Consider the following 25,408-nt stretch of genomic DNA (forward strand, 5'->3'; position numbering starts at 1 on the left):
TATCGTCCGCGTGGATGCGTTCCGCGCTCATGATATGGATCCGGATCGCCTCAATAATGGGATCGAGCGCCACCACGCAGGCGCCGACCCGATCCGCCAGGGTCGAGACATCTATCTCGATCCCTTCGCGGGCATAGGTCTTGCTCTGCCGGTTCAACGGCTGATGCAGCAGGAACTTGTTGACCAGCACCATCGCCAGCAGGTTCGGCCCGGCAAAGCCTCGCGGGATCGGATGGGAGGGCGCCGGCGCCTCTGTGATCGCCTCGCAATCTCGGCAGGAGAACTTTTCGCGGACATGCTCGATAATCTTCCAGCGCCGCGGCTCGCATTCCAGGGTCTTCGAGACCACCTCGCCGAGCTTATGCAGCCGCTCGCTGCCGCACTTACCACATGCGCAAGGCGCGGGTTCGACGACGCGCTCGACCGGCAGATTGTCCGGCAACGGGCGTCGCGGCGGCCGTGGATTTTGCGCGCGCTTCTCCTTGGCGGCCCCTGGCGCGGCGAGTTCGGCCTTGGTTTCCTGTTCGGCCTGCGTCTCTTCGAGATCCTCGATGGCAAGCTCGAGCTGTTCGACCAGCAGCTTGCCGCGTTCGGAGGATTGCCCGAACTGTTCGCGCCGTGCCTTGGCCAGCATCAGCTTCAGCCGCTCGATTTCCAGTCGACCGACGGTCACTTCGCTCTTCGCCAGCGCCAGTTGTTCGCGCTGCGCAAGGATCATTGCGTGCGCAGCGGCAAGGTCGGCGGGAAGCGGATCGGAAGGCGTTGTCACGAGGGCAACTCAATCATATTCGCCGCCAAAATTCGCGACCGATCTCCCTCGTGAGTCAATAAGCCACAGCTTAACCGGAAGCCTGCGGTCGCCAGGTTGCCTGCGGCATCCGCCAGTCAATTCCGGACAGGAGATAGGATAGTTGCGCAACGCTGATCGTCACAACGCCGTCCGCCAGCGATGGCCACAAAAAGCGGCCGCGCTCCAACCGCTTCGTGAACAGACATGCGCCCTGGCCATCATGCCAAATGATCTTGATCAGGTCGCCGCGGCGGCCCCTAAAAACGTAAAGATCACCAGCGTGCGGATCCCGCTTCAAGCTCTCCTGAACCAGACGCGCAAGGCTCGGGAAGCCTCGGCGCATATCGGTATGGCCGGTCGCAAGCCACACCCGCACATTACCCGGTATGGCGATCATCGGCGCTCAAGCACCTCGAGGACCCGCGCCAGCGCCTCCGGGTCGACGTGCGCATCCACCCGGATGCGTCGCCGGTTGCCAAGATCGATCTCGATCAATCCAGTACGCGCGGACGCTACGGAGCGCACCCGGCCGTCACCCGCAGGCAAAAGCTTCGGAGCTTCCTCCACCTCCGTAGCGACGATCTGCACCGGCGCAAAAGATGGTACAACCTGCTCTGATGTCCGTGCTTGTCGACGCCAGGTAAACACCAAGCTGGCTGCGACTCCATTGCGGCGCGCAACCTCAGTCACCTTCGCGCCCGGCACCAACGTCTCCTCGACAATCCGCGCCTTGTCGTCCTGCGACCAGCGCCGCCGCCGCTCCAGCCCGCCCAAAACCTCGACCCGCATCGCCTGATGACCTTAAAGCTTCGCGAATTACCTCGCGTCACGCAAGACGGCGCCCGTCGGATGCGTACTCTGAAACAACTCAATAGGTGACTTGAACTGCCACCTGACGTCGGGCGGCATGCCAATTTGCAAATCCCGCGGCAACGTCATGATAGCCGTCGGCAGCGAAGACGCTGGACGTGAGTTAGAGCAGGAGAAGTCTAAAGTGTGGCTGTAGAGACATGCAGCGGGATATAGGAGGCGTGCACGTCCTTGAGAGGAGTCACGATAGTCGCGAGGCAACGCTCGTCAGGCGTCCTTCAGTGTCCGCTTGCTCCGAAGCGTAGCTCATGGAGCAATCATCACTCGCAGAGGTCATGCGAGCCGCCTCCTGCAACAATATCTCTCGCATCCAGATGCTTTCCGGATCGCTGTTCTGAAGGACAGGCCATTGGACCGCTTCGGTAAATGTTGGGAACGGCCGCGGAAGCTCGGCGATCCGAAGGGGCATCGTTGTTTCGAAATGCTTAACGAGCCTTAAAGGCATGGTTCCTATCCGGCTCGTGCCCATCAGCATGGGCGGGATCATGCCGTAGCTGTGCACGAGGATGTCGATGCGTCGGTTCAGGCCGCGATCAAGTAGAAACGACTCCTCGATGGGAGGCATGCGCGCAACTCCGAGCTTAACCGCAACATGGCCCATCGTCATGTATCGATCAAATGTAAGCCGTCGCCGTAGCTCGCCGTTCGTGCCGCAGCCTACACACACGAGCCTTTCCTCGAACAGGGCTATCCGCGGGTGCGCGCTGGACATGAATGGTTCCGGGAGGATAATGAAATCAAGCTCGCCGCGCCGGAGAAGTTCATCGTGCTCATCGGCGAGCGCTACCAGTTCGAAGCTGACGGCAGGAGCTTCGCGCGCGACACGCTCGGCGACATGTCGGAAGAATACGATCGTTATAAAATCGCAAAGGCCGATCCTGAACCGCCGATTCGATTGCGCCGGGTCGAATGCGTCGCGCGCGATAATGGAGAGCTCGATGTGCATCAGAGCCTCACGAACGGGTGCCGCCAGCCCCTCCGCGCGTGACGTCGGGACAAGTTTCCGGCCTCTCATCGCAAACAGCTCATCACGGAAATAGGAACGCAGCCGGGCAACGGCTGCGCTCATGGCCGGCTGACTGAGGTTAATCTTGCGTGCAGCTGCGGTAAGGCTGCGCTCAGTCATTAGGGCGTCAAGGGCGACGAGAAGATTCAGATCAAGGCCGTTGAAACGCATATCTCATTATCCGACGCGCTCGTCTTTTACAGTGCATACCATGAGCGACAACGGCTGCATCTGAAGCGGTGTCATTGGCTCGCGCGAATCAACTCAGTTCCTCTCGTGCGATTGCGAAGAAGCTCGCGGAGCATCGCAGAATGGCACGCAGTGCACTCGGGGACGACGACCTGCGGCTCGAGCCGTCGGGAGCGCCAACCTGATCGATCTCGTCGATTCCCGGCACTCTCGCAACTCGACTTAGTCGAGCCGCCATTGGCAAACCAGCCTTAGTGCCTATCCTGCTATAGCCAGGAGTTCACGCGATGTGACCCGTTGACGTCCGCCTGCGCAGCATTGGTCAGGAGGCAAATTACAACCTGACGCAGTGTCAGGTTCAAGCGATTTAATTCGCTTCGCCAAATACCATCGTACTCGAAAGCTCGCGTCCTTCCGCGATGGCGTCGGACCTCGCGTGCAGTACAGGCGCACTACACGGTTTGCGGGATCGTTAGGCGCACGGGCCGGCAATCGTTCACAATCCCGGGCCGGCTCGCGCGTGCGTTTTGCAGCATGGCCGTCCGGGAAGCTAAAATGACAAGGCAGACACGTCGAATGATGAGTGGGATATTTGCATCTGCCGGAGCAGCTTGTGGTGGACCTAGCAGCGCCTGCGCGTTGGTAGTTTCCGATCTGCAGATCCCATGTTGGACGCCTCCTCCAACAATATCCGCCGCATCCAAATGCTCGCCGGATCGGTATTGTGGAACGCAGGCCACTGCACGGCCTCGGTAAAAGTGGGCAGTGGGAGTGGTGGCTCGACGATCCGCAGGGGCATCCACTTTTCGAAGTGTCTGGCTAGGCGTAAGGGCATTGTTCCTATGCGGCCCGTGTCGAACAATATGGGCGGAATCAGGCTAAAGCCCTGCACAACGACCTCGATGCGCCTTTTCAAGCCGTGCTCGAGCAAGAACCACTCCTCGAGGTTGGGCCTCAGCGCCCGTCCGAACTTGGCGGTGACGTGCCCCATTGAATTGTATTTCTCGAATGTAAGTGGTCGCAATAGCTGCTTGTTCGTGCGGCATCCCACGCATACGAGGGTCTCATCGAATAGCGTCGCCTTAGGATGCGCGCTCGACATGAACAATTCCGGCAAAATGAGAAAATCCACTTCGCCGCGGCGAAGCAGCTCACCGGGTTCATCGGAAAATGGCAGCAATTCGAAGCGCACCGCAGGCGCCTCCTGTGCGATACGATCAACAATTCTCCGAAAAAACACGATTGTCATGAAATCGGAGAGAATGACCCTGAAGCGTCGGCTCGACAGGGTCGGGTCGAACGCATCCCGAGAAATGATCGAGAGTTGGATGTGCAGCAGGGCCTCGCGAACCGGACCCGCAAGCGCCTCCGCGCCGGGTGTCGGGACGAGCTCGCGACCTCTCATCGTAAACAATTCATCGCGAAAGTAGCTGCGCAGCCGCGCGATCGCAGCGCTCATGGCGGGCTGACTCAGGTTAATTTGGCGCGCCGCCGCTGTGAGGTTGCGCTCCGTCATTAGAGCATCGAGCGCAACGAGAAGGTTTAGATCAAGTCCCTTGAACCGCATGTCGTGAGTCTATCCATCGTGTGGATGTGTTCTATCGAAACAATCGATTTTACCAAACTGCGGATTGTTGGATAGCAAACATCAGTTTGGAAAATGAATTAGGTATGCCACGATGGCTATTGGTCGTACGCGGGCTCCGAAAAGAAATCCTGGACGTGCGAGGATCTGCCGAATCCGTGTGCGAAGTGGCTATCTCTGCCGCACGCGCGTTGCGCCTGTTATAGGTGCGACTCTCACGCGATGCGACGCTAGGCAGGCCTCGATAAACCTTCGTATGCGCGTTCCATCCCTTTCCATATCGGCGGTTTACCCGCGTACACTTGAGGGCGTGCTCAGCCTCACCTTAGTGTCGCGACCAAGCAGCCTGCGCAGATCGCAGATGCCGAATACTTCCGGCGACTGGCCAAATGGCGCGCCTGTCCATCGCAATACAAGGCGAGTCGAAGATGCATAAGACCGAAGTTGATCTAGTGCCCGCCGCGTGTGTCCTCGATGAGCTTTCACGCAAGGATGGGCAGCCCTCAGAGAGGGTAATGCCGATCGCGATCTTGGGCGCGACGGAACTCTCCCAGGATGCAGATGGAGTCTGCACAACCCGATCGCCTCATTGGGATGTCCGGGCATATGTCGACCATGGCATTGCTGGAACGACACGTGCGAGCCGCGCCATCGTCTCGCCGCCAACGATGGCGCCACTCCGATTCAGTCAACTCTCGGGCGACCTGGCGAGAATAGTCGAGCGCGGATGCCGCATGCCAACACATTCCAGATTGATCAGCGGTTCGGCGAATAGCGAGTGTCTTACGTGACTATATCCGCTCTCATCCCTACTGGCGCAGGGAAGTCCGCCATGAATATTGCCGTGTCGCCGTCTGCGGAAGAGCCTTCCGCGCGCACTCAGGTCCAGTGGAGCCTTCGCTGGGAAAGCGAGCTGCAGCTCGCCGATCATGCCGAGCTCGCCGATTTCTTTCGTAAGAGCTATGGGCCGACTGGTGCATTCAATGCACAGCCATTCGAGGGTATTCGAAGTTGGGCCGGCGCAAGACCTGAAATGCGCGTAATCGGTTACGACGCGCACGGCGTCGCTGCTCATATTGGCTTACTGCGCCGCTTCATCAAGATTGGCGGCGTTGATCTTCTCGTGGCCGAACTGGGATTGTATGCCGTCCGTCCAGATCTTGAGGGGCTTGGAATTAGCCACTCAATGCGCGTGATGTATCCTGCGCTGCAGGAGCTTGGGGTGCCGTTCGGCTTTGGTACGGTCCGGCCCGCACTTGAGAAGCATCTGACCAGACTGGTCGGAAGGCGAGGGTTGGCAACCCTCATGCCAGGCATTCGCGTCCGCTCCACCCAGGCAGATGTCTACCCCAATTTGTCGCCGATCCGCATCGAAGACGTGCTCGTGGTGGTGTTCCCAGTTGGACGCTCAATGGGCGAGTGGCCGGCGGGAACAATTATCGATCGGAACGGGCCCGAGCTGTGAATGAACTCATCCCCCTATCTGCGGTGCGGTGCAACTACGGCGACGTTAGCGGAAGTCGTTCGGTCTACTTGACCTTCGATGATGGGCCCAATCCATTTTGCACGCCGCTCGTCCTCGATGTCCTGACGCAACATCGGGTGCCCGCGACTTTCTTCGTTATCGGCACGTACGCGGCCGACCAACCTGAACTCATTCGACGAATGATCGCCGAGGGGCACGAGGTTGCGAACCACACGATGACGCATCCCGATCTGTCCAGATGCGAAGCAGCGGAGATACATGATGAGGTGCTAACGGCGAGCAGGGCAATCCGATTGGCATGCCCACAAGCGTTGCCCCGGCACATGCGGGCACCCTACGGCATATGGACCGAAGACGTGCTTGCTACGTCGGCCAAGGCTGGCCTCGCTGCTGTGCACTGGTCGGTCGATCCGAGAGATTGGTCGCGTCCTGGGGTTGATAGCATCGTGAAGTCAGTGCTGGCGGCTGTTCGCCCGGGAGCAATTGTGCTCCTGCACGACGGATATCCGCCCGGCGAGGAGGCGTCGTGCATCGACAGCACCTCGCGTGAACAGACGGTGAGGGCGCTGGCATATCTGATTCCGGCACTGCAACTGCGCGGGTTCGAAATCCATCCGCTTCCTCAACTTCACTGAACAAAAACTGGCACCCCATGGATCTGCTCGCTACAACCAGCGCTGTCGCCGTTTCGTCTTATGCGCTGCTCTCGACCATCTACAAGAGCGCGCAGGCGCTTTACGCTCAGCCGACCAATCCCTCATCGCTGCAGAACGATCTCGAGCAAGCCGGGGTGGTTCTGCCCAGCGTGGATGTAATCGTGCCCTGTTTCAATGAGGACCCAAACACACTCTCCGAATGCCTCGCGTCGATTGCAAGTCAAGACTACGCCGGAAAACTGAGAGTCATTGTGGTCGACGATGGATCCGCAAATCGCGATCTGTTGGGACCCGTACACAAAATCTATGCGAGCGATCCGAGGTTTCGCATCATCTTGATGGCCAAGAACGTCGGAAAGCGCAAGGCGCAGATTGCTGCGATACGCAGCTCTTCCGGCGATCTGGTCCTGAACGTCGACTCGGATACGATCCTTGCCGTCGACGTGGTCACGAAGCTTGTATCGAAGATGCAGGACCCCGACGTCGGCGCGGCCATGGGGCAGTTGATAGCGAGCAATCGCAACGAGACCTGGCTGACCAAGCTGATCGATATGGAATACTGGTTGGCTTGCAACGAAGAGCGCGCGGCGCAGGCACGCTTCGGCGCCGTGATGTGCTGCTGCGGGCCGTGTGCCATGTATCGTCGCTCTGCGCTCGCCTTGCTGCTTGATCAATACGAAACGCAATTTTTTCGTGGAAAGCCAAGTGATTTCGGCGAGGATCGTCATCTAACGATCCTCATGCTCAAGGCGGGGTTTCGAACCGAGTATGTCCCCGACGCGATCGCAGCAACAGTGGTGCCGGACAGCCTTGGACCATATCTGCGACAGCAACTACGCTGGGCGCGCAGTACCTTTCGAGACACATTTCTTGCGTTGCGCTTGCTGCCCGAGTTGGATCGCTATCTGACGCTCGACGTTGTCGGACAAAATCTCGGCCCCTTGCTTCTCGCCCTCTCATCACTGGCTGCGCTCGCGCAGTTCGTCATCGGCGGGTCAGTGGCCTGGTGGACGGTGCTGACGATTGCGGCCATGACGATGGTCCGGTGCAGTGTGGCAGCGTTCCGTGCTCGCGATATGCGGTTTCTCGGCTTCTCGCTTCACACACCCATCAATATCTTTCTCTTGCTGCCGATGAAAGCCTACGCGCTTTGTACATTGAGCAATAGCGATTGGCTGTCGCGTAAAGTCATGGTGACAAGCGACGGAGAGAATAAAGCTGTCATTCCGCATGCGGCCACCGGAATAAGCTCCGCGAGAAGTGGTGTGAGCTCTGCCGCAATTTGTAAGCCCGGGCTTTCGCACCGTGCATCGAGCGTGGCGGCGACCGAGAGTGTTTGCGGTCCCGAGCGATCGAGCGCCTACAAATAGGTTGGATGCCCCCGTGACATCGGACAAGAACTATCAGCTATTGGAGCGCGAATTGGCTGTCGATGATCCATGGCGGCTCGACAGCAATTCGTTCGAGCGGGAGCGATACGCGCAGATGCTGCGGATGTCGCGTTGCAACGGTGATGTTGTGCATGCCCTCGAGGTCGGATGTGCAGCCGGTGCGTTCACCGAAATGCTGGCGCCGCACTGCCAAAGCCTCACCGTGGTCGATGTCATGCCTCAGGCGATCGAGCGTGCGCGCCAGCGGACCAAGAGGTGGTCACATATCACATGGATAACATGCGACATTCAGCAGTTCTCGACGGCTGAGCAGTTCGATCTAATCGTCGTGGCCGAGGTTCTTTACTACCTCAAGGACATCGCCGAGATGCACACAGCCATCCTCAATCTGGTCGGTATGCTTGCACCAAATGGCGCTCTGGTGTTCGGGTCCGCGCGTGATGCTCCGTGTCGACGCTGGGGCACGCTGCCGGTGCGGAAACAGTGATTTCTCTCTTCAATAAGAACCTATCCGAGATCGAGCGTCTTCATTGCCATACTGAGTCGGTCAATGAAGACTGTTTGCTCGTGCTGTTCCGGAAGCCGATTAACTCGTCAGAACAACCAAATTACGGTCATTAGGGCCAGGGGGTCGTATGCGCATCTGTGGCATCAAGTTAACACATGATGGGGCAATCGCTGTCGTCGAGGACGGACAGCTTGTCTTTTGCACCGAACAAGAGAAGCGCGGCAACAATCCACGGTATCAATCTGTCGATAACCTCGATGCAGTCGTGCTCGCGTTGGCTGAGCATGGCCTGGATCCACGAGATATTGATCAGTTCGTCATTGACGGCTGGGATGGAGAGATCGAGTCGCAGTTCCAGGTTCTCAGTGGGGCGGTTCCAATCGCGTTGAAGGGGGCGCCATATGTCGAGCGCCATGCCGAGGGCCTTCTAGATTCCGTCGATGGCTATGGCCTGATCCTTGGCGGCAAGGTGTTTCCCTATAAGAGTTACCCGCACGTCACCGGCCACGTCGCCTCGGCATACAGCACCAGCCCGTTTGCCAGCGCCGGAAAACCCGCGTTCTGTCTGGTATGGGATGGCTGCATCTTTCCACGTCTCTACTATGTCGAACCTCGAGGCGCCCGACTCATTGCCAGTCTGTTTCCAATGATCGGTCATTGCTATGCTGCCGCGGGCCTTCATTTTGGCCCTTACAGGCAGCCGAATCGCACCAATTGGGACTTGGGCATCGCCGGCAAGCTGATGGCTTATATTGCGCTTGGCTCTGTCGACGAAACCATCGTGGCTGTGTTTCAGGAGCTTTACGAAAAGCGCTTCGCTGCGGATACGGAGCAGGCCCGTCGCTACCGCGCCGACATCAACAATGCTGAGGCATCGCTTGCCGCTGTACACGACTTTTTTGAGGCGAGCGCGCTGCGCTTGACGGACAAGCGAGCCGAAGACGTCCTTGCGTCGTTTCATGTGTTCCTGGAACGTCTACTTGTCCGGGAAATTGCGATGGTTTTGCTGCGACACTCGTCGCTTCCGGGCGCGAGAAACCTATGTGTAGCCGGGGGGTGCGGGCTCAATATCAAGTGGAACAGTGCGCTTCGGGCGACGGGACTGTTCGATGAGGTCTGGGTGCCGCCGTTTCCAAATGACAGCGGCTCGGCAATTGGCGCCGCTTGCAGCGCGATGGCGGCACAAAAGGGGTTCGGGCCACTAGAATGGTCAGTCTATAGCGGTCCGGCGCTGCAGGCCAGCGAAAGTCCGTCAGAATGGGAGCCTGCACCATGCACTCTCCGCGAGCTTGCGGCCATTCTTGCTGACAACAAACCCGTAATCTTCCTATCGGGACGCGCCGAGCTTGGGCCACGGGCGTTGGGTGGCAGAAGCATTCTTGCAGCAGCGACCTTGCCGGCAATGAAAGATCACCTCAACGACATCAAGCGCCGCGAGCATTTCCGGCCAGTAGCGCCGATTTGCCTGGAGGATCGGGCGCCGGAGATCTTCAGTCCCGGGACGCCAGATCCTTATATGCTGTTCGATCACCAGACCCGGGAGGAGTGGCGCGATAAGGTCCCCGCTATCGTCCATCTGGACGGCTCCGCGCGGTTGCAGACAGTCGCCCGCAACTCTCCACACAAAATCGCCGAGCTGCTCGTCGAGTTCGAACAGCTCACCGGCATTCCGCTGCTCTGCAATACGAGTGCCAACCTCCATGGACGAGGATTCTTCCCGGACGTGGCCGCCGCCTGCCAGTGGGGGCGCGTAGAGCATGTGTGGTGCGACGGCCTGCTCTGGACCAAAACCGTCGTAAGCAAGCCAACTTCGGCTGAACGACTTTTGTCAGCCTAAGATGAACATGTCCACCGCAGCAATCGACCTTGCCGGCGTCAGAAAATCATTTGGCGACAAAATCATCGTCGATGAGCTGTCGTTCTCGGTTGCGCGCGGAGAATGCTTTGGTCTGCTCGGGCCAAATGGAGCCGGCAAGAGCACGATTGCGCGTATGCTGCTCGGGATGATCTCGCCGGATGCGGGCAAGATTACAATCCTCAACGAGCCTGTGCCTGCGCGCGCGCGTGTAGCACGTATGCGCGTTGGCGTTGTGCCGCAGTTCGATAACCTCGAGCTCGAATTCACCGTACGCGAAAACCTGCTGGTATTTGGCCGTTATTTCGGCTTGAGTGCTCGCAAGGTTGAGACGATCGTACCCTCGTTGCTCGAGTTTGCACGGCTGGAAAGCAAGGCGAACGTCCGCGTCGCGCATCTGTCGGGCGGCATGAAGCGTCGGCTGACACTGGCGCGGGCCCTGATCAATGATCCGCATCTGCTGGTGATGGACGAGCCCACGACCGGCCTCGATCCGCACGCGCGGCACCTGATATGGGAGCGTCTGCGCGTTCTGCTTGCGCGTGGCAAGACAATCCTGCTCACCACCCACTTCATGGAAGAAGCCGAACGCCTATGCGATCGGCTTTGCGTGCTCGAGAGTGGACGCAAGATAGCCGAAGGAAAGCCGAACGCCTTGATCGACGAGCATATCGGATGCGACGTGATCGAGATCTATGGCGGTGATCCACATGAGCTCGGTGAATGGCTCAAGCCTTATACTCGGAATATCGAAGTGAGTGGAGAGACGCTGTTTTGCTATGCGCCGTATCCGGAGCAGGTACGTGTTCAACTGCGCGGCCGAGCGGGCCTTCGCATTCTGCAGCGGCCGCCGAATCTCGAAGACGTGTTCTTGCGGCTGACCGGACGCGAGATGGAGAAGTGAGGGATGGGTGAAAGCTATGCGGCGCTAATGCCCGCTAATGCGTACAACTGGATTGCAGTATGGCGTCGAAACTTCCTGGCATGGAGGAAAGTCGCGCTTGCATCGGTTCTCGGCAACCTCGCAGATCCCATAACCAACCTGTTTGGCCTTGGCTTTGGGCTCGGGCTAATCGTGGGTCGTGTTGAAGGGACCTCCTACATCTCGTTCCTGGCAGCAGGCATGGTCGCGACCAGCGCCATGACGTCCGCGACCTTTGAAACCATGTATGCAACCTTTGCTCGGATGGATGCCAAGCGTACCTGGGAAGCAATCCTGTCCACACAACTCACGCTTGGCGACGTCGTTCTGGGCGAATTGGTGTGGGCAGCCAGTAAGTCCGTTCTGGCCGGAACCGCAATCGGAATTGTCGCTGCGACGCTGGGTTATGCGTCCTGGGCGTCCATTTTGTATGCGATGCCGACGGTGGCCTTGACCGGCCTTGTCTTTGCAAGTTTGGCGATGGTCGTCATATCTCTTGCGCCGAGCTACGACTACTTCGTGTTTTACCAGACGCTAATCCTGACACCCATGGTGTTTCTGTGTGGCGCAGTCTTTCCGATGAGCCAACTGCCGAGCTCCTTTCAGCACATCGCCGGCTTGTTGCCGCTGGCGCATTCGGTCGATCTCATCCGCCCGGCGATGCTGGACCGTGCGGCCAGCGGCGGGGCTGCCTTCCATGTCGGTGCGCTCTGCATGTACGCGGTATTACCTTTCTTTGTGTCGACGGTATTGTTTCGGCGCCGTCTGCTGCGTTGACGGAATTCGCGATGCGCTGTCTTGGTTGAGGTAGCGTGAGCTGCGACAGGGGCAGTCGCAATGGCTTTATAACAAGCCGGGCGCACGGCGCCGGATCGGTCGGACGGTGCGGGAACGCCCAGCACCCAAATAGGCTGAGCCGGCTCGGCGCCGGGCCGGACTTCGCAAAGCATTGGTTGTGCTTCCTGGCCCGCGTGGCCGAGGGAGCGTGACAGTACAGACGAACTAGTTGGGGAGGGCGGTTCGCCTTCCTGTCATGACCAAATGGAGAGCGAGATGTTGTGTCTCGGAGTGAGTGGCGGTCTGGACAGAATCTATCAAAACTCGGCCGAGCTGCCCAATACATTTCTGCACGATGGCGCTGCAGTGCTCGTGCGGGATGGCCGCGTGCTTGCTGCTGTCGAAGAAGAGCGCCTCAATCGAGTCAAGCACTCCAACAAGTTGCCAAGCAACTCGATCCGATACTGCCTTTCAGCTGCAGGAGTGGAGCTTGGCGAGATCGACCGCATCGCGTTCTACGCGACTGAATCCTACTGCAATACCATGCTGGAGCGGCTATTTCTTTCTCAGGCCGTGCCGTTAGACGCCAAACTGTTGCTACGTCAGCTGCTGGCGCGGGAGTTCCGCACCGAAGTCGATGCGTCGCGCGTGTTCTTCGTAAATCACCATGAAGCGCATGCCGCGAGCGCATTTGCCATGTCTGGATTCGAGCAAAGCCTGATCTTTACGGTCGACGGCGGCGGAGACTTTCTCTCAGGTCTGCTGGCAGTAGGGTCTGGCACCGAAATGTCGCAACTCGCAAGCTTTCCAGAACATAACTCTCTGGGGCTGTTCTATCTCGAGGCGATCCGTTATCTCGGCTACGGGTTGTTCGACGAGCACAAAGTGATGGGGCTTGCCCCTTATGGGGACCCTGCGCCCTATCGCGAGCTCTTCGCGCAGTTCTATGAATTGTTGGACAATGGCGGTTATCGGGTCCATCTGGATCGAATCGGCCCGGCCTTGATCCGCAGCATCCAGGTCCGGCGAAAGGGAATGGCATTCACACAGCAGCATCGAGACGTCAGCGCTTCGCTGCAGGAAGCGCTGGAGCGGATCATCTTTCATATCCTGCGGCATCATCGCGAAGCGACGGGCATGAAGCGCTTGTGCCTGGCGGGAGGCGTAGCCCACAATTGCACGATGAACGGTAAGCTGCTCTATTCCGGCCTTTTCGACGACATCTTCGTCCAGCCCGCGGCGCATGACGCCGGTTGCGCACTCGGCGCTGCATTGATGATGTCAAACGAGCTGGGCCGGCCCGCGCCGCGCGAGCGATTGTCGGACGTCTATTGGGGACCCGATCTCGGGACCGAGCAAGCCATAGAACACGAGCTCAATGCATGGTCCAGCCACCTCGATTTTCAACGTAGTGATGACATCGCAGCGAGTGCAGCGGACTGGATGGCAAATGGCGCTGTCATCGGCTGGGTTCAGGGCCGTTCTGAGTTCGGGCCACGTGCGCTTGGCAACCGCAGCATTCTCGCCGACCCGCGGCCAGCGGAAAACAAGAACCGGATAAACGCGATGGTCAAAAAGCGCGAGGGCTATCGTCCGTTTGCGCCGTCGGTGCTGGAGGAGGATGCAAGCGAGTTCTTTGAGCTCCCAGGCGGCAAGCGGGAGTTTCCCTTCATGAACTTCGTGGTTCGTGTGCGGCCGGCCAACCATAGCGTGCTTGGTGCGGTCACGCACGTTGATGGAACTGCTCGGCTGCAAACGGTCTCGCGCAACACAAATCCTGCCTATTGGGATGTCATTAATGCATTCAAGAAGCGAACCGGCATCCCGGTTCTTCTAAACACGTCCTTTAACAACAATGCCGAGCCGATCGTCGATTCCGTTTCAGACGCCATCGTCACCTTCTTGACGACCGACCTGGACGGACTTGTAGTTGGGCCATTCCTCGTCGAGAAGCGGCCGGCAACACTGCCGGATTGGTGTACACTGGGCGTTTCATTGCCTCCGTATGCATCCCTTCATCGTATTCGCTCTTACACAGCGGAAGATCGTCAGGAAACGGTTTCCGAGATCCGTATGGGACATTCGGGGCGCGAGAGCATGCGTATCTCGCATGAGCTCTTCGACCTGCTGATGCGGATCGAGGGGGAGGCCTCGCTCGGCTGGCTTCTCGACACAACTATGTTGGACCAGCCCCGGCGCGAAGATCTCGTCAAGGAACTTCGGCTCTTGTGGGAACAGCGGGGCGTTCGGCTGCATCCGCCACGCGCCGCTTGCGTCCGCATTAAAGCGCTGGGCGAAGCATAACCGGCGATCATATGTAAGACCAAGACTGCGCCTCCATGTACAGGAGGCTAGGCCGAGGTGGAATAGGGCACCAATAGGCATCCAGTTGAAATCGGGTATATCAGCGCAACAACTCTAGTGGAAGAAAAGAGGGAGGCGTTGAGAGAACCCACTACGAGGATAGCGCTGCTATGAAGTTCTACCGACGCAACGCGCGAGCAGCACAAGCGCCGACCATAACATCGGCCAAGACCATATGTGAGGTGTCTCCAATGACGTCTCTTGTTCAACCAGGAGTCCGGAAGGAGGCAATGCAGATGCCTGGCGGTTCGAAAAATGATCAGTTCGTTGTTTCCCGACGACGTACGGGCTTGGGCGACTGCCTGTGGTCGCTGGCTGCAGCGTGGCGTTTTGCCGAGCGGACCGGACGGAAGCTGGTCATCGATTGGCGGGGGTCCTGTTATCTCGATCAACCATTCACCAACGCCTTTCCCGTCTTCTTCGAACCGGTTCAAGATATTGCCGGCGTACAGGTGATCTGCGACGACCGGATCAACCAGCACTCATTTCCTGGACCATTTTTCCCGGCATGGTGGAATAGTCCAGCTATTGATTGCGCCTATCGCCCGGATGAGCAGATTTTCCGGGAACGCGATGAACTCGATCAGCTGTTCCAAAGCGGGCAAGATAGCGATGCAAATACAGTTGTGTGTGACGCCTGCCTGATGTGGCGCTGCGATGAGGAGGCTGAACGAGAGATCTTTCGGAGCATCAAGCCGCGATCCGAAGTGCAGGCACGGATTGATGCCATCTTCCGTGAGCACCTTGCGTCGTTCAGCGTGATCGGCATTCATGTTCGGCACGGCAACGGAGAGGATGTTATGGGGCATGCGCCCTACTGGGCTGATCCCGAGCGGGCTTTGCAACAGGTCTGTAACGCCATCGACAAGGCCAAGGCGTTACCGCATGCAAAACCGGTCAGGGCGTTCCTGTGCACAGACAGCGCGCACGTCCTTGAGAGGGTGTCAGCTATGTTTCCTGATGTTTTCACCATCCCAAAGCGCTTCCAGGCAGCTCAGGCCGGGCCGTTGCACAGCGCGGCGCTCGGAGCTGAGGGCGGCTTTTCCGCTCTCATCGAGATGTATCTTCTTGCGCGATGCGATACCGTGATCCGTTTCCCCCCGACGAGCGCTTTCACGCGCTATGCGCGCCTCTTTGCGCCGCGCGTTATAGAATTCGATTTGAACGATCCGAGCCGATTGATCTTGATTGAAGAAGCATCAAAAGAACTCGTGGCTTCATGAAAGTCGTAACCCGTCTCATCGATCTGATCGCCGCTTTTTGCATCGAGCAGCACTGCCACTACGTTTCCGGACGACAATTGATCGCCCAAACCGACGCTCCAACGGACCCTTGCCCTGGAGAACAGCAAGTTGCGGCGGCCGAATGCCGTCCGCTGAAGCTCGATCTTGACAAGAGCGGCGTTACCGTACCGCCACCACGCTGACCAGATGGACATCGTCCTCGGCCTTGCCTCACGACGACCCGCAAGTGAAAGCTTCTCGGCGGTTCGTCGCGGATCAAGTTTTCGAAGGAGGTTACGTTGGGCCGGTGAGTTCCGTTGCCGCGGCCGCCACTCACTCGCGCGGACGGACCCTTCGGGTTCGAGCATTGAGTTGGACATTCAGTGCGCCCGCTCGTGATCGCGCAACCAATCAGCGCAGCGATGTGCTGCGATGAGCTCGGTATCAGTTGCGAGAAAACCTAACGTATGAAGTTGGTGCGTCAGGTTTTGTTTCGTGCCGACACGGTTACTGGGTGTCTCCACCATCGTGACCGATCGTTGCCTCGACGAGGAGCGTTCCTTATCCGCTCGCTGCTTCGGATCTCGATCACGAGAGCGCAGTGTGGTGTCTGGTCGTAGCAGTGACCGAGTGTGCTCCAGGCATTGTGTGGGTGATGCACCATCGATGTTGCAAAGCACACGCACCATGTCGCGAATCCGCCAAGCTTTTGGCGTGCGCGACATTAGGACGCAAAACCGGAGCGTCTTTGCGTGCATCGGAGTGGCCCAAATCCTGCTACGCGTTCTCCGGCGACGCTACAGGAGAGGAGGCGGGCGTGGGTCTCGATCTGCCAAATGACGATCTGATCGCAGGTCCGCTGCCCGAGGCACATTTGGGCTGTCCCTTTCGCGCCGATGAAGCCCGCCTCCATCAGGGAGAGCAGAAGGCGATGTTGCTGACTGGGGCATCGCGCGGAATCGGGCATGCCACTGCCAAGCTGTTTTCGGAGGCAGGTTGGCGCATCATTTCTTGCGCGCGCCAGCCATTCGATGGCGCGCGGTGCCCGTGGGACTCCGGGCGCGAGGATCATGTCCAGGTCGACCTTAGCGATTATCAAATGCTGCCGCGCTTGATCGCGCAGGTCAAGGAACGCTTGGCGGGCGCACCCTTGCACGCATTAGTGAACAACGCCGGCATCTCGCCGAAGACGTCTGATGGTGACCGGCTGACCTCGTTGACGACGTCAACTGAAACCTGGATGAGAGTGTTCCATCTGAATCTCGTGGCCCCGATCCTGCTGGCGAGGGGTTTATTTGACGAGCTAAGGGCCGCGTCAGGATCGATTGTCAACGTGACGTCGATCGCTGGTTCGCGGGTGCACCCGTTTGCCGGCAGCGCCTACGCGACGTCGAAGGCTGCGCTTGCGAGTCTCACACGCGAAATGGCCCACGATTATGCGCCCTATGGCGTTCGTGTGAACGCGATCGCGCCAGGCGAGATCAGAACGGACATGTTGTCGCCCGACACGGAAGCGCGTCTCGTGCCAAACATCCCGTTGCGCAGAGTGGGAACACCCGACGAAGTGGCCAAGGTCATCTTCTTCCTATGCTCGGATGCCGCAAGCTATGTTACGGGGGCCGAGGTGCCGATCAATGGTGGGCAACATCTGTGAATCGACCAAGCCTGGCAACGCGGCTGACTTAAGCCTCAGCGCTGGGGCTCGTGTTCTACGCTGACGTCGCGCATCTATTCTGAAAAAAGATGAAATCAAGCCACCGTAAGGTTACCGTCGTGCCATGAAAAGGTGTTACGCTTCCATGTCATCTCGTTAATTCGTAACGCTAGATCGAGCATGACATGCAAAACGAAGCTCGCAAATCCGAACAAGATGCTAGGGAGGATGATCAAAATAACGGAGACCGCCTCATGCTGCATATCGCTTCCGCACGCGAGATACCTGCCTCTCATCCAGAGACGGAGCGCGAGCTCTCGGGCGAGCCGCTGCGCGAGAGCGCGCTGACCGGCATCTTCGAAATATCGAAAATACTCACCGCTCCCTGCCGGCTCGAGGTCACGCTGGCCAACGTCGTAGGCCTTCTGCAATCGTTTGTGCAGATGCGACACGGTATCGTCTCACTGTTCGACGATGACGGGATGCCGGACATTACCGTGGGTGCTGGCTGGAGCGAAGGCAGCGACGACCGCTTCCGGATGCGGCTGCCACGCAAGGCAATCGACCAGATCGTTGCGACCGACAGGCCTCTTGTCGCCGAGAACGTGGCAGCGGAGCCGGCGTTCAGCGCAGCTGACCTTGAGGTGCTCGGTGCCTCGGATAACATGCCGGTGTCGTTCATCGGAGTTCCGATCCGCATCGATCCGAAAGTCGTGGGTACACTGACGCTCGACCGTGTCTGTGACGAAAGGTCGAGTCTCCGGCTCGATTATGATGCGCGGCTGCTCACCATGATCGCCAACCTGGTGGGACAGACAGTAAGGCTTCATCGCTTGTTCGCCTGCGATCGCGAGCGGCTGATGGTGGAGAAGGACCGTCTGCAAAAGCAATTATTCGAGTTTAGGCAGCCTGTACGAGAGCGTAAGAAGGTACCTGTTCATGGGATCATCGGCGACAGTCCGGCGCTGCGCGGCTTGCTCGAAAAGATCGCGGTCGTGGCCAAATCGAACAGCACGGTTCTGCTGCGCGGCGAATCCGGTACCGGAAAGGAACTTGTAGCCAAGGCTATTCACGAATCATCGTCCCGCGCCAAGCGGCCCTTCATTAAGCTGAATTGCGCGGCACTACCTGAGACAGTGCTGGAATCCGAATTGTTCGGTCATGAGAAAGGTGCCTTTACTGGCGCCTTCAGCTCGCGCAAGGGGCGCTTCGAGCTTGCTGACAAAGGCACACTGTTCCTTGACGAGATCGGCGAGATTTCCGCCCCGTTCCAGGCGAAGTTGCTGCGTGTCCTGCAGGAGCAGGAGTTCGAGCGGGTCGGCAGCAACCAGACCATAAAGGTCGATGTTCGAGTCATAGCCGCAACCAACAAGAACCTTGAAGAGGCTGTGGCAAGGAGCGAGTTTCGCGCAGACCTCTACTATCGCATCAGCGTTGTTCCCTTGCTGCTGCCGCCGCTGCGCGAAAGACGCAGCGATATTCCGCTGCTTGCCGGTGAGTTCCTGAGGAATTTCAATAGCGTGAACGGCCGTACGCTGACCTTGGAGGCGAGCGCGATCGATGTGCTGATGAACTGCGGCTTTCCGGGCAACGTCCGCGAGCTCGAAAACTGCATCGAGCGCACAGCGACCCTGTCGTCCGGGCCATCGATCGTGAGAAATGATTTTGCATGTTGCCACGGCCAGTGCCTTTCCGCGATGCTGTGGAAAAGTACGTCCGAGGAGGCGACAGTCAAAACGGCACCGGTCGTCCCAGTGCCCGCCAAGCCGATCAGTTTGCCGTCTGAAGCGACCGCGCCGGCCCCACTTGTCGGCAGCGAACTGGCCTCAATGGCACCCCCTGGCACAGTCCTCGTAAGTGGCGCGAAGATGGCCGATCGCGAGCGGGTCATTGCAGCCATGGAAAAATCTGGTTGGGTACAGGCAAAAGCTGCACGCTTGCTCGGACTAACGCCTCGCCAGATTGGCTACGCGCTGAGGAAGTACGGAATCGAGATCAAGCGGTTCTGAACGCGTGGACCATGAGAGGACAATGGGTTTTTGCGGGCGCATCCAATGCCACCAAAATCTGAAAAAGGGCGGCCCGCCTCGGCGGCAGATTGACCACGCATGCGAGGAACCGCCCGTCTGCCGCCCTGGCAAGGCGACTTCGCTTGGAGCGCAGCGAGAACTGGACTGAGCGGCGCGGTGGTGAACCCGCCGGCATGTTACGGGCTGAAACCATTTTGCCGCCCCTGACGGACGCCGTGCGTCGCCGACCAGCGGCAGACAACAGCTCCGACCTCGAACAAGTTCACCGCTCTTCCCGTCAGTTTGTCGCTGGATCATGGCGCCTAAGCCACCTTCTCTTTCCCAGAAGACTAATTGAATGGACAAACTAGCCTAGGGTGGATGAATGGAGGAGCGAACATAAGGTGGGCGGCGCAAAAGGCGGTGCGTATGGGACGGCCGCCGACTGACTTGGCCGCCGAAGTGGACCTGCGGATCTCGACCGCGGCACGCGAGTTGTTCCTGGCTCGTGAACTCGCCGGCGTCAGCGTCGGGGAGTTCGCGTGCCGTGCTAGCAAGGCAACGGTCTATACCCGTTTCCCGACCAAAGAGGCGCTGTTTCCCGCGATCACCCTGGGTCCATAGCAAGCCGCGCGGCTTCGCCTTTCGCACGTAGGACGGCGCTCCTCACCATGAGGGAGATGTCAATGGCGGAGTTGGCGAGCTCGAAGATCAGATTGTCGCTCGATCCGTCAACTAGAATCGTGTCGACACCGGGGACGCGGTGCCGTGATCGAGGAGAGTAACCCTGAGATTACCGGATGAAAGTGAGGCGTGTACAAGTCAATCGACCGCTCTCGCCGCGGGAGTGGGTCCTGAGACGAGGTCGCGTCCATGTGCCGCCATCTGACGTCGAGTGCCGGTCAATCCTCGTCGGCGGCGATCGACTCCATCAGCGACACCAGCTGACGCTGGACGGTCTGATCCTTGATCTTACTGTAGGCGCGCAGCAACCGCAGACTGAAGGCGCTGTCCAGGAACAGGAGGCTCTCAACCTCGCGCGTCTTGTTGTCACCGCCGTAAAAGAAGGTGACGGGGACGTCGAGCGTAGTGGCGATCTGCTGAAGACGGGCAGCGCCGACACGGTTGACGCCCTTCTCGTACTTCTGGACCTGCTGGAAGCTGACGCCGAGCTTATCGCCGAGTTCGGCCTGCGAAATCTTCTGCTCCACACGCCGCAGGCGGATCCGCTTGCCCAACTCAATGTCAGGCTTGCCGGCACTGCGCTGCTGCATCTTCTTTGCTGCTGATCTATTCATTCTGGCGACCCGTCCTTACGATCGAGAGGTCCCCTGCCTTCTAGGTCAGGGATCCGTCACTCCGACAGTTACCCTTGGCAGAATATCGACCGAACCACAACTAGCGCGAGTTCAATTGTCATGGATTTTGTGAGCATGCTTACCGCCGGCGCAGCTTCATTCCCGTATTTCTACCGGAGCTCCAACATGATTGCGTACCGTGTTCATCGCGCAAGGGCGCCCAAATTCTCGATAAATTTGCAGCTCACAAGGTGTTCTTGCGAAAGGCAACGACGATTGCCTCTTCCTCAATCGAGCGGACGGTCTTGCAACCCGTCGGTGCATCGTGCACGACGCCGCCTTTACGCTGCTTGGTGATGGTCTTCTGATTAGGACCGTGCTGGCTAATTCTTTAATTCTTTGAGCGAGCTTTCGATCGCTGTATCGCCGCTCGTGGCGCGCGTGGCCGTGCGCTGTCATAGAGTGTTTGGCCACAGGTCCTCCCGCATGATGGATCAGACGTCGTTCGCCCTGTTTTCCCTCGCTTCGAGGCATCTGAGAGCCCGTTGGTATTCGAACTCGCACCACGCAAGCTCGAATGGTTCCATCAGTATCTCTATCCACGTCTCGGCAAATGCTGTCATTCCGACGAAAAATAGAATTTGCGACCTCCCGATTCGCTATCAGTTGACGAAGCCGGCGAAGACGAATGAGATGTCGCTGTGGCCAGCCGCACATGCAGCTAAGAGGATCGTGATCAGCGGCTCAATTGAACCTTGGTAAAAATTGGGCACCTCAAGGGGGTCACGTAACGATACGAAAGTTTATGGCGGTCGTTCGCCTGGCTCGCACACTTCATCCAACGGCTGCCCGAGCAGCAAAATAATCCACTGCGCCATCTTCCGCAGCTAGTAGCACGCATCCATTGCAAATAACCGCGTCCGCGACGCTACGCCAGTACACCAGCGCACGTCGTCGAGTTAGCGGTGGCAGAAAGCTGACCGAGTTGCCGTGGGCGATGCAGTCAATGAGGATGTCGGCTAGACGCTCCAAACGCTTATCCACTTCGTCGGGCGCCGATGCGCCGTACCTGAATAGCGTCCGTCATCTGATTTCGGACAGAGCGAGCCGATTGCCCCGGGCTGGCTCGGACGGTGGGTTAATTGCCAACACCACGGAAATAGCGAGTTTCCATCGGAGCGACATGCTCTTGAATGGCCATAAGTGATCACGTGCCGTGTCGCCTAACCCAACCGAAGCTGGCAAATCACCATAGAAGATTACTCCGCCAAGGCTGCAATGCTTAGCTGCCCGCTCGAAGCGCCCGGACAAGGCACGCTCCGTATTACGAACCGAATTTTGCGCATAGCTCCGCAGCACGAAACAAATTTAACGCGGAGATGAGATTCTTGTCGCGTGGGAACAGCCTCCGAGCGGACTTGATCCGCGCGTCGTGGTCCAGTCCAGATATCGTCTGGCTCTCAAGAATAAGTGCCTCGGAGAATCTGCGAAGAGCAGGGTGATACTGGTCAAGGGCGGCCTCGCTGCGTCTATCGGCACGAGTCATCATTTTAAAGAAACTTTCGTCGTCCTCTGAGGGGGGGGCTGGGCGGAATCGCACTGCGAGTAGCTGGCTCGCAGCAAACGCGAAGATTGCTCAACGGCGCCTCATCGTTCGATTAGTAGAATTCGTTGACGTGAGCGATAGGATTGCTGATTTGCTTAGATCAAACGGTTGACGCCGAAAGCGGAGAACATGCCCGTAATCGGCGAAGTTCGGGTGGTACTGCTTTAATGTGCACCTTTGATTCCGAGCCATAGCATTACCGGTCGCGTCATCAATGCGGCGCTGGTCTTCTTCAGACTGATGAGGACAGGTACGGGTACTGGCTGGGAGCGCCGTCGCCAAGGACGGCTCAAACGTCTATTGCCTCGCCGGCCCCTCTCGCTGCTCTTCCGAAGTGGCATGCTGCAGCTGCGACCAAACTGTTACATTGGATGGGGTCACGATTGTGCGGGTCCACCCAGCCTCACGTCCAAGATCACCTGAGCAGACATCCTACCAGAGCAAGCTTTCGAGAAGCTGACGAAGCCGCAGCGTAGCTGCTCGCGCTCGGGCGAGGCGAAGTTGGCTCCGATCTCTTCCGTCACGCTTACGTCATCGGCTTCCCTCGGGCATGGTGTCGGGCCGAGAGCGCGAAGTGACTTTGGATCGTCGACATTCAGAAGGTGAGCCGCGCGCCGCCCTATCGGATGGTCAGCAGTGGCAGCCTTCCGGCCCGGTAGCTCTGCGGCGAGCGCCCTGGTTTATCGTCGCCATTACTTCCTACCGGAAATGATCGGATATAGCGTTTGGTTGTATTTCCGGTTTCCCTTGAGCTTGCGCATTGTCGACGAATGCAGGGGGCGCTGGGCGTCGAGTGAGCTATGAAATCTTGCGCCGATGGGAACGGAGATTCGGCAAGGCGTTCTGCGCTGCCACCAGCGCGCTCCGCTCGCGGTCACAAGCGGGATCCGGATGGAGTCTGATCCGGTGGCGGAGAGCGACATCGGCTACGACGCGAGCGAATCATGAAGCGGCATTGGCCGCGCTGTCGAAGTATCCTGCGCGTGATCAAGTTCAACCCAGGCTATGCCAGTCGTGACCTGACACAGCCTTGCACGGACGAACGTGGTCTGTTCGTCGTAATCCAGGCGAGCAATGACCTTGAACTCTGGCATCGCTTGCAAGTTTAGAATCGCGGGTTTCCCAGGTACGGCCGGCGACCGAACGACACGCCGAGGTGGTCGGAGGTGGTCATCAGACGGCAACTGCATCATCCATGCGACCTGAACAATCGCTCGTCCCGTAACGACCAAACGAGACTGCAGGATCGGAGCGGCTATCGCATCGATCAGAGCTCGAGGCCCTGCTCCCGGAGAACCTTATGCATCAGCTCGCCCTTGATCTCGCAGGCGATTTCGCTGAGGATCTGGGCTCCGACCACCCGCCGGGCATCGACATCATCCGTCAGGCCAGGCTCCGCGAGTCGTTCGTTCAAGCGCGTCGGAAACTCATCTTCCATTGCATCGGCAAGCCGGTCCCGCATCGCGGCATGATCATCGGGGGCGATCCGCTTCACCACCGTATCCCAAGGCTCCCAGCGCGTTGCCAGAAAATCCGCGAAACCCGCCGCTTCCTGTTCCCGCACCGACGTCTCAGCCCGGGCAACGTCGTCCGCCGTGACGTCAGAGAGATTCAAGAAGCGCATATCAGGGGCGATGTGGCGCAATTCCAGCCGATCCCGTAGCTGGGTCTGATAGGCAAGATAGACCTCGATCTCGTCGATATTGGCGTCCGGGTCGGCACGACGGAGCGAGCGGACCGTCTCGCGTGCGATATCGTCAAGCGCCTCCAAACGAAACATGACACGGCCGTGTTGGAGCAGTTGGTCGAGCTGACTGTCATAAAGCCCATCCTTGACATCAGCGTTCAGGCGTGCGGTCTGCATACCGTTCCAAGTCAAAGTGACGCGGTCCTCGCAGGACGCAGTCGCTCCACTGGCCAGCTCGAAATACTGCTCGCGCAGCCGCGGCCTCATCGCGGCCTGTAGCAGATTCTCGGCCACCTGGTCGCGGAACGCCTGATGACCATAGTTCACGGTGCCCGCGAGCCTTTCGAGAAAGAGTGCGAAGTCCTGCGCACCCGGCTCTTCGGCGAAGCCCTGCCAGGCGGCCACTGCGCCGGGCTCGTCCGCGAGCCAATCCGCAACAACCTCGTGCAGGAGTGGCGGCTGATGTTCCACCGGTTGTAGGGGCATCGACAGCAAGACCTGCGGGCCGGCATAATCCGGGCCGCGCGTGGCTGACGCCAAATCGGCCAGCACTGGGCCCGGTATCGGATTAGATCGCACATCGATGCTGGACGCGCTGCCGAGCTGCGTCAGCACGGTCGCGGGCAGGCCGGTGAGCTGATTGTTGCTGGCGCCGAGCATTTCAAGGCCGACCGGGAGTGTCTCTGGCAGATTGGTCAGCTGATTTTCGCTGACGTCCAGGTATCGAAGTCTGGCCGGAACGCCAGGCAAGCTTGTCAGCTGGTTGTCGCCTGCGTCCAGGTACCGCAGCCTTGCTGGAAGATCGGGCAGACTGGTCAGCTGATTTTCGCTGACGTCCAGGCGGCGGAGCCTGGCTGGAAGATCGGGCAGGCTGGTCAGCTGGTTATTGCTGGCAGACAACTCCTCGATCGTTGCCGGAAGGGCGGGCAGATCGGTCAGCTGGTTGCTATCGACAGTCAAGCTGCGGAGCCTAAATGGCAGCTCTGCCGGCAGGCTGGAAAGCTCGTTGGCCATGAGGTGGAGGTGCCGGAGCCTGCTCGGAAGGGCGGGCAGACTGGTCAGCCGGTTGTCAGAGGCGTAGAGGTCCCGGAGTCCGCCCGGAAGCCGGGCCGGCAGGCTGCTCAACTGGTTGCCGATGACATTGAGGGTCCGGAGCCTGGGCAAGAGTGAGGCTGGCAAGGCGGTCAGGGACAATGACGACAAATTCAGCTCGTCTCCGACATCACCTTCGTCCCGCCATGCCCTCGTCCGGTTGACCCCCTCTTGCCGATTCTCGTCTTCGCCCTGCCCCTCTTCCGCTGCCCAGGTCGCCAGGACGCGGTCCTGCGACGAGACGAGGTCGGCGGCGGCCGCTCCTGTCGCCCACCGCGTCAGGGCTGACGCCCACTGGGTCAGGCACGAAGGGGACTGCCCGGCGGCCCTAGACGTTGGCTCGGTGCTTTCGGATTCGAAAGGTATGCCGGCGCGAGGCTGGGCCCGTTCTGTATTCATCGAACTCCATGGCATGTCTTGTCTCAGCCGACTAGGCGGCT

Annotated in this window: 19 protein-coding genes and 2 pseudogenes; 14 read left to right on the top strand and 7 right to left on the bottom strand. The window is 59.0% G+C overall.

Features of this window, described 5'->3' with window-relative positions; translation table 11 throughout:
* The 5 genes from I6F38_RS36475 to nodD1 all read right to left on the bottom strand — a co-directional run.
* Positions 1-769 (bottom strand): transposase (locus I6F38_RS36475; protein ID WP_225163809.1); only part of this gene is annotated, 769 nt, incomplete at its 3' end.
* A 70-nt stretch (positions 770-839) separates the two neighbouring features.
* Positions 840-1,187, bottom strand: a complete 348-nt coding sequence (gene tnpB / locus I6F38_RS36480) for an IS66 family insertion sequence element accessory protein TnpB (protein ID WP_028344503.1) — start codon at positions 1,185-1,187, stop codon at positions 840-842.
* The gene (locus tag I6F38_RS36485; protein WP_016845824.1) at positions 1,184-1,579 is read right to left on the bottom strand and encodes a transposase; all 396 of its coding nucleotides are present in this window, start codon (positions 1,577-1,579) and stop codon (positions 1,184-1,186) included. The genes tnpB and I6F38_RS36485 overlap by 4 nt, the downstream gene beginning before the upstream one ends.
* Positions 1,580-1,841: 262 nt before the next feature.
* Positions 1,842-2,837 (bottom strand): transcriptional regulator NodD2, encoded by a 996-nt coding sequence (gene nodD2, locus I6F38_RS36490; protein WP_225163810.1) that lies wholly within the window; start codon positions 2,835-2,837, stop codon positions 1,842-1,844.
* A 640-nt stretch (positions 2,838-3,477) separates the two neighbouring features.
* The gene (gene nodD1, locus I6F38_RS36495; RefSeq protein WP_016848464.1) at positions 3,478-4,422 is read right to left on the bottom strand and encodes a transcriptional regulator NodD1; all 945 of its coding nucleotides are present in this window, start codon (positions 4,420-4,422) and stop codon (positions 3,478-3,480) included.
* An 850-nt stretch (positions 4,423-5,272) separates the two neighbouring features.
* On the opposite strand from nodD1, the gene I6F38_RS36500 reads away from it, so the two are divergent.
* From I6F38_RS36500 to I6F38_RS36560, 13 genes and pseudogenes are all read left to right on the top strand, one after another.
* Complete coding sequence (locus I6F38_RS36500; RefSeq protein WP_026192374.1) at positions 5,273-5,905, top strand: NodA family N-acyltransferase; 633 nt, start codon at positions 5,273-5,275, stop codon at positions 5,903-5,905.
* Positions 5,902-6,561 carry a chitooligosaccharide deacetylase NodB gene (nodB, locus tag I6F38_RS36505; RefSeq protein ID WP_016848466.1) on the top strand — a complete coding sequence of 220 codons (660 nt, stop codon included), beginning with the start codon at positions 5,902-5,904 and terminating at the stop codon, positions 6,559-6,561. Before I6F38_RS36500 ends, nodB begins: the two co-directional genes overlap by 4 nt.
* A gap of 17 nt (positions 6,562-6,578) precedes the next feature.
* Positions 6,579-7,952: a chitooligosaccharide synthase NodC gene (gene nodC / locus I6F38_RS36510; protein WP_225163811.1), complete on the top strand. Its 1,374-nt coding sequence runs from the start codon at positions 6,579-6,581 to the stop codon at positions 7,950-7,952.
* 1 nt (position 7,953) lies between these two features.
* A pseudogene (gene nodS, locus I6F38_RS36515) lies at positions 7,954-8,594 on the top strand (nodulation methyltransferase NodS).
* 14 nt (positions 8,595-8,608) lie between these two features.
* Complete coding sequence (gene nodU / locus I6F38_RS36520; protein ID WP_225163812.1) at positions 8,609-10,318, top strand: nodulation protein NodU; 1,710 nt, start codon at positions 8,609-8,611, stop codon at positions 10,316-10,318.
* Between the two features lies 1 nt (position 10,319).
* Positions 10,320-11,240, top strand: a complete 921-nt coding sequence (gene nodI, locus I6F38_RS36525; RefSeq protein ID WP_225163813.1) for a nodulation factor ABC transporter ATP-binding protein NodI — start codon at positions 10,320-10,322, stop codon at positions 11,238-11,240.
* A 3-nt stretch (positions 11,241-11,243) separates the two neighbouring features.
* Positions 11,244-12,035, top strand: a complete 792-nt coding sequence (locus tag I6F38_RS36530; RefSeq protein WP_016842047.1) for an ABC transporter permease — start codon at positions 11,244-11,246, stop codon at positions 12,033-12,035.
* A 276-nt stretch (positions 12,036-12,311) separates the two neighbouring features.
* Entirely contained in the window at positions 12,312-14,339 is a 2,028-nt protein-coding gene (locus I6F38_RS36535) for a carbamoyltransferase (RefSeq protein WP_225163814.1), read from the top strand.
* A gap of 170 nt (positions 14,340-14,509) precedes the next feature.
* Positions 14,510-15,622, top strand: coding sequence for a nodulation protein NodZ (locus I6F38_RS36540; RefSeq protein WP_276573532.1), 1,113 nt, complete (start codon positions 14,510-14,512; stop codon positions 15,620-15,622).
* A complete protein-coding gene (locus tag I6F38_RS36545) occupies positions 15,619-15,825 on the top strand; it encodes a hypothetical protein (RefSeq protein WP_225163816.1) in 207 nt (68 codons plus the stop codon). The genes I6F38_RS36540 and I6F38_RS36545 overlap by 4 nt, the downstream gene beginning before the upstream one ends.
* Before the next feature lie 614 nt (positions 15,826-16,439).
* A complete protein-coding gene (locus I6F38_RS36550) occupies positions 16,440-17,276 on the top strand; it encodes an SDR family oxidoreductase (RefSeq protein ID WP_225163817.1) in 837 nt (278 codons plus the stop codon).
* Between the two features lie 185 nt (positions 17,277-17,461).
* Positions 17,462-19,285, top strand: coding sequence for a nif-specific transcriptional activator NifA (gene nifA / locus I6F38_RS36555; protein ID WP_225163818.1), 1,824 nt, complete (start codon positions 17,462-17,464; stop codon positions 19,283-19,285).
* 450 nt (positions 19,286-19,735) lie between these two features.
* Complete coding sequence (locus I6F38_RS36560) at positions 19,736-19,909, top strand: TetR family transcriptional regulator (RefSeq protein ID WP_225163819.1); 174 nt, start codon at positions 19,736-19,738, stop codon at positions 19,907-19,909.
* 278 nt (positions 19,910-20,187) lie between these two features.
* Here the strand turns inward: I6F38_RS36560 and I6F38_RS36565 are convergent, their stop codons facing one another.
* On the bottom strand, positions 20,188-20,559 hold the full coding sequence (locus tag I6F38_RS36565; RefSeq protein WP_225163820.1) for a helix-turn-helix transcriptional regulator: 372 nt from the start codon (positions 20,557-20,559) through the stop codon (positions 20,188-20,190).
* 2,338 nt (positions 20,560-22,897) lie between these two features.
* Here I6F38_RS36565 and I6F38_RS36570 point away from each other — a divergent pair.
* A pseudogene (locus I6F38_RS36570) lies at positions 22,898-23,033 on the top strand (IS6 family transposase); the annotation flags it as partial.
* Between the two features lie 423 nt (positions 23,034-23,456).
* On the opposite strand, the gene I6F38_RS36575 reads toward I6F38_RS36570, so the two are convergent.
* Positions 23,457-25,367 carry an NEL-type E3 ubiquitin ligase domain-containing protein gene (locus I6F38_RS36575; protein WP_018270203.1) on the bottom strand — a complete coding sequence of 637 codons (1,911 nt, stop codon included), beginning with the start codon at positions 25,365-25,367 and terminating at the stop codon, positions 23,457-23,459.
* Between the last annotated feature and the right edge of the window lie 41 nt (positions 25,368-25,408).

It is taken from the genome of Bradyrhizobium sp. BRP56 (assembly GCF_020194035.1).
GTDB lineage: Bacteria > Pseudomonadota > Alphaproteobacteria > Rhizobiales > Xanthobacteraceae > Bradyrhizobium > Bradyrhizobium australafricanum.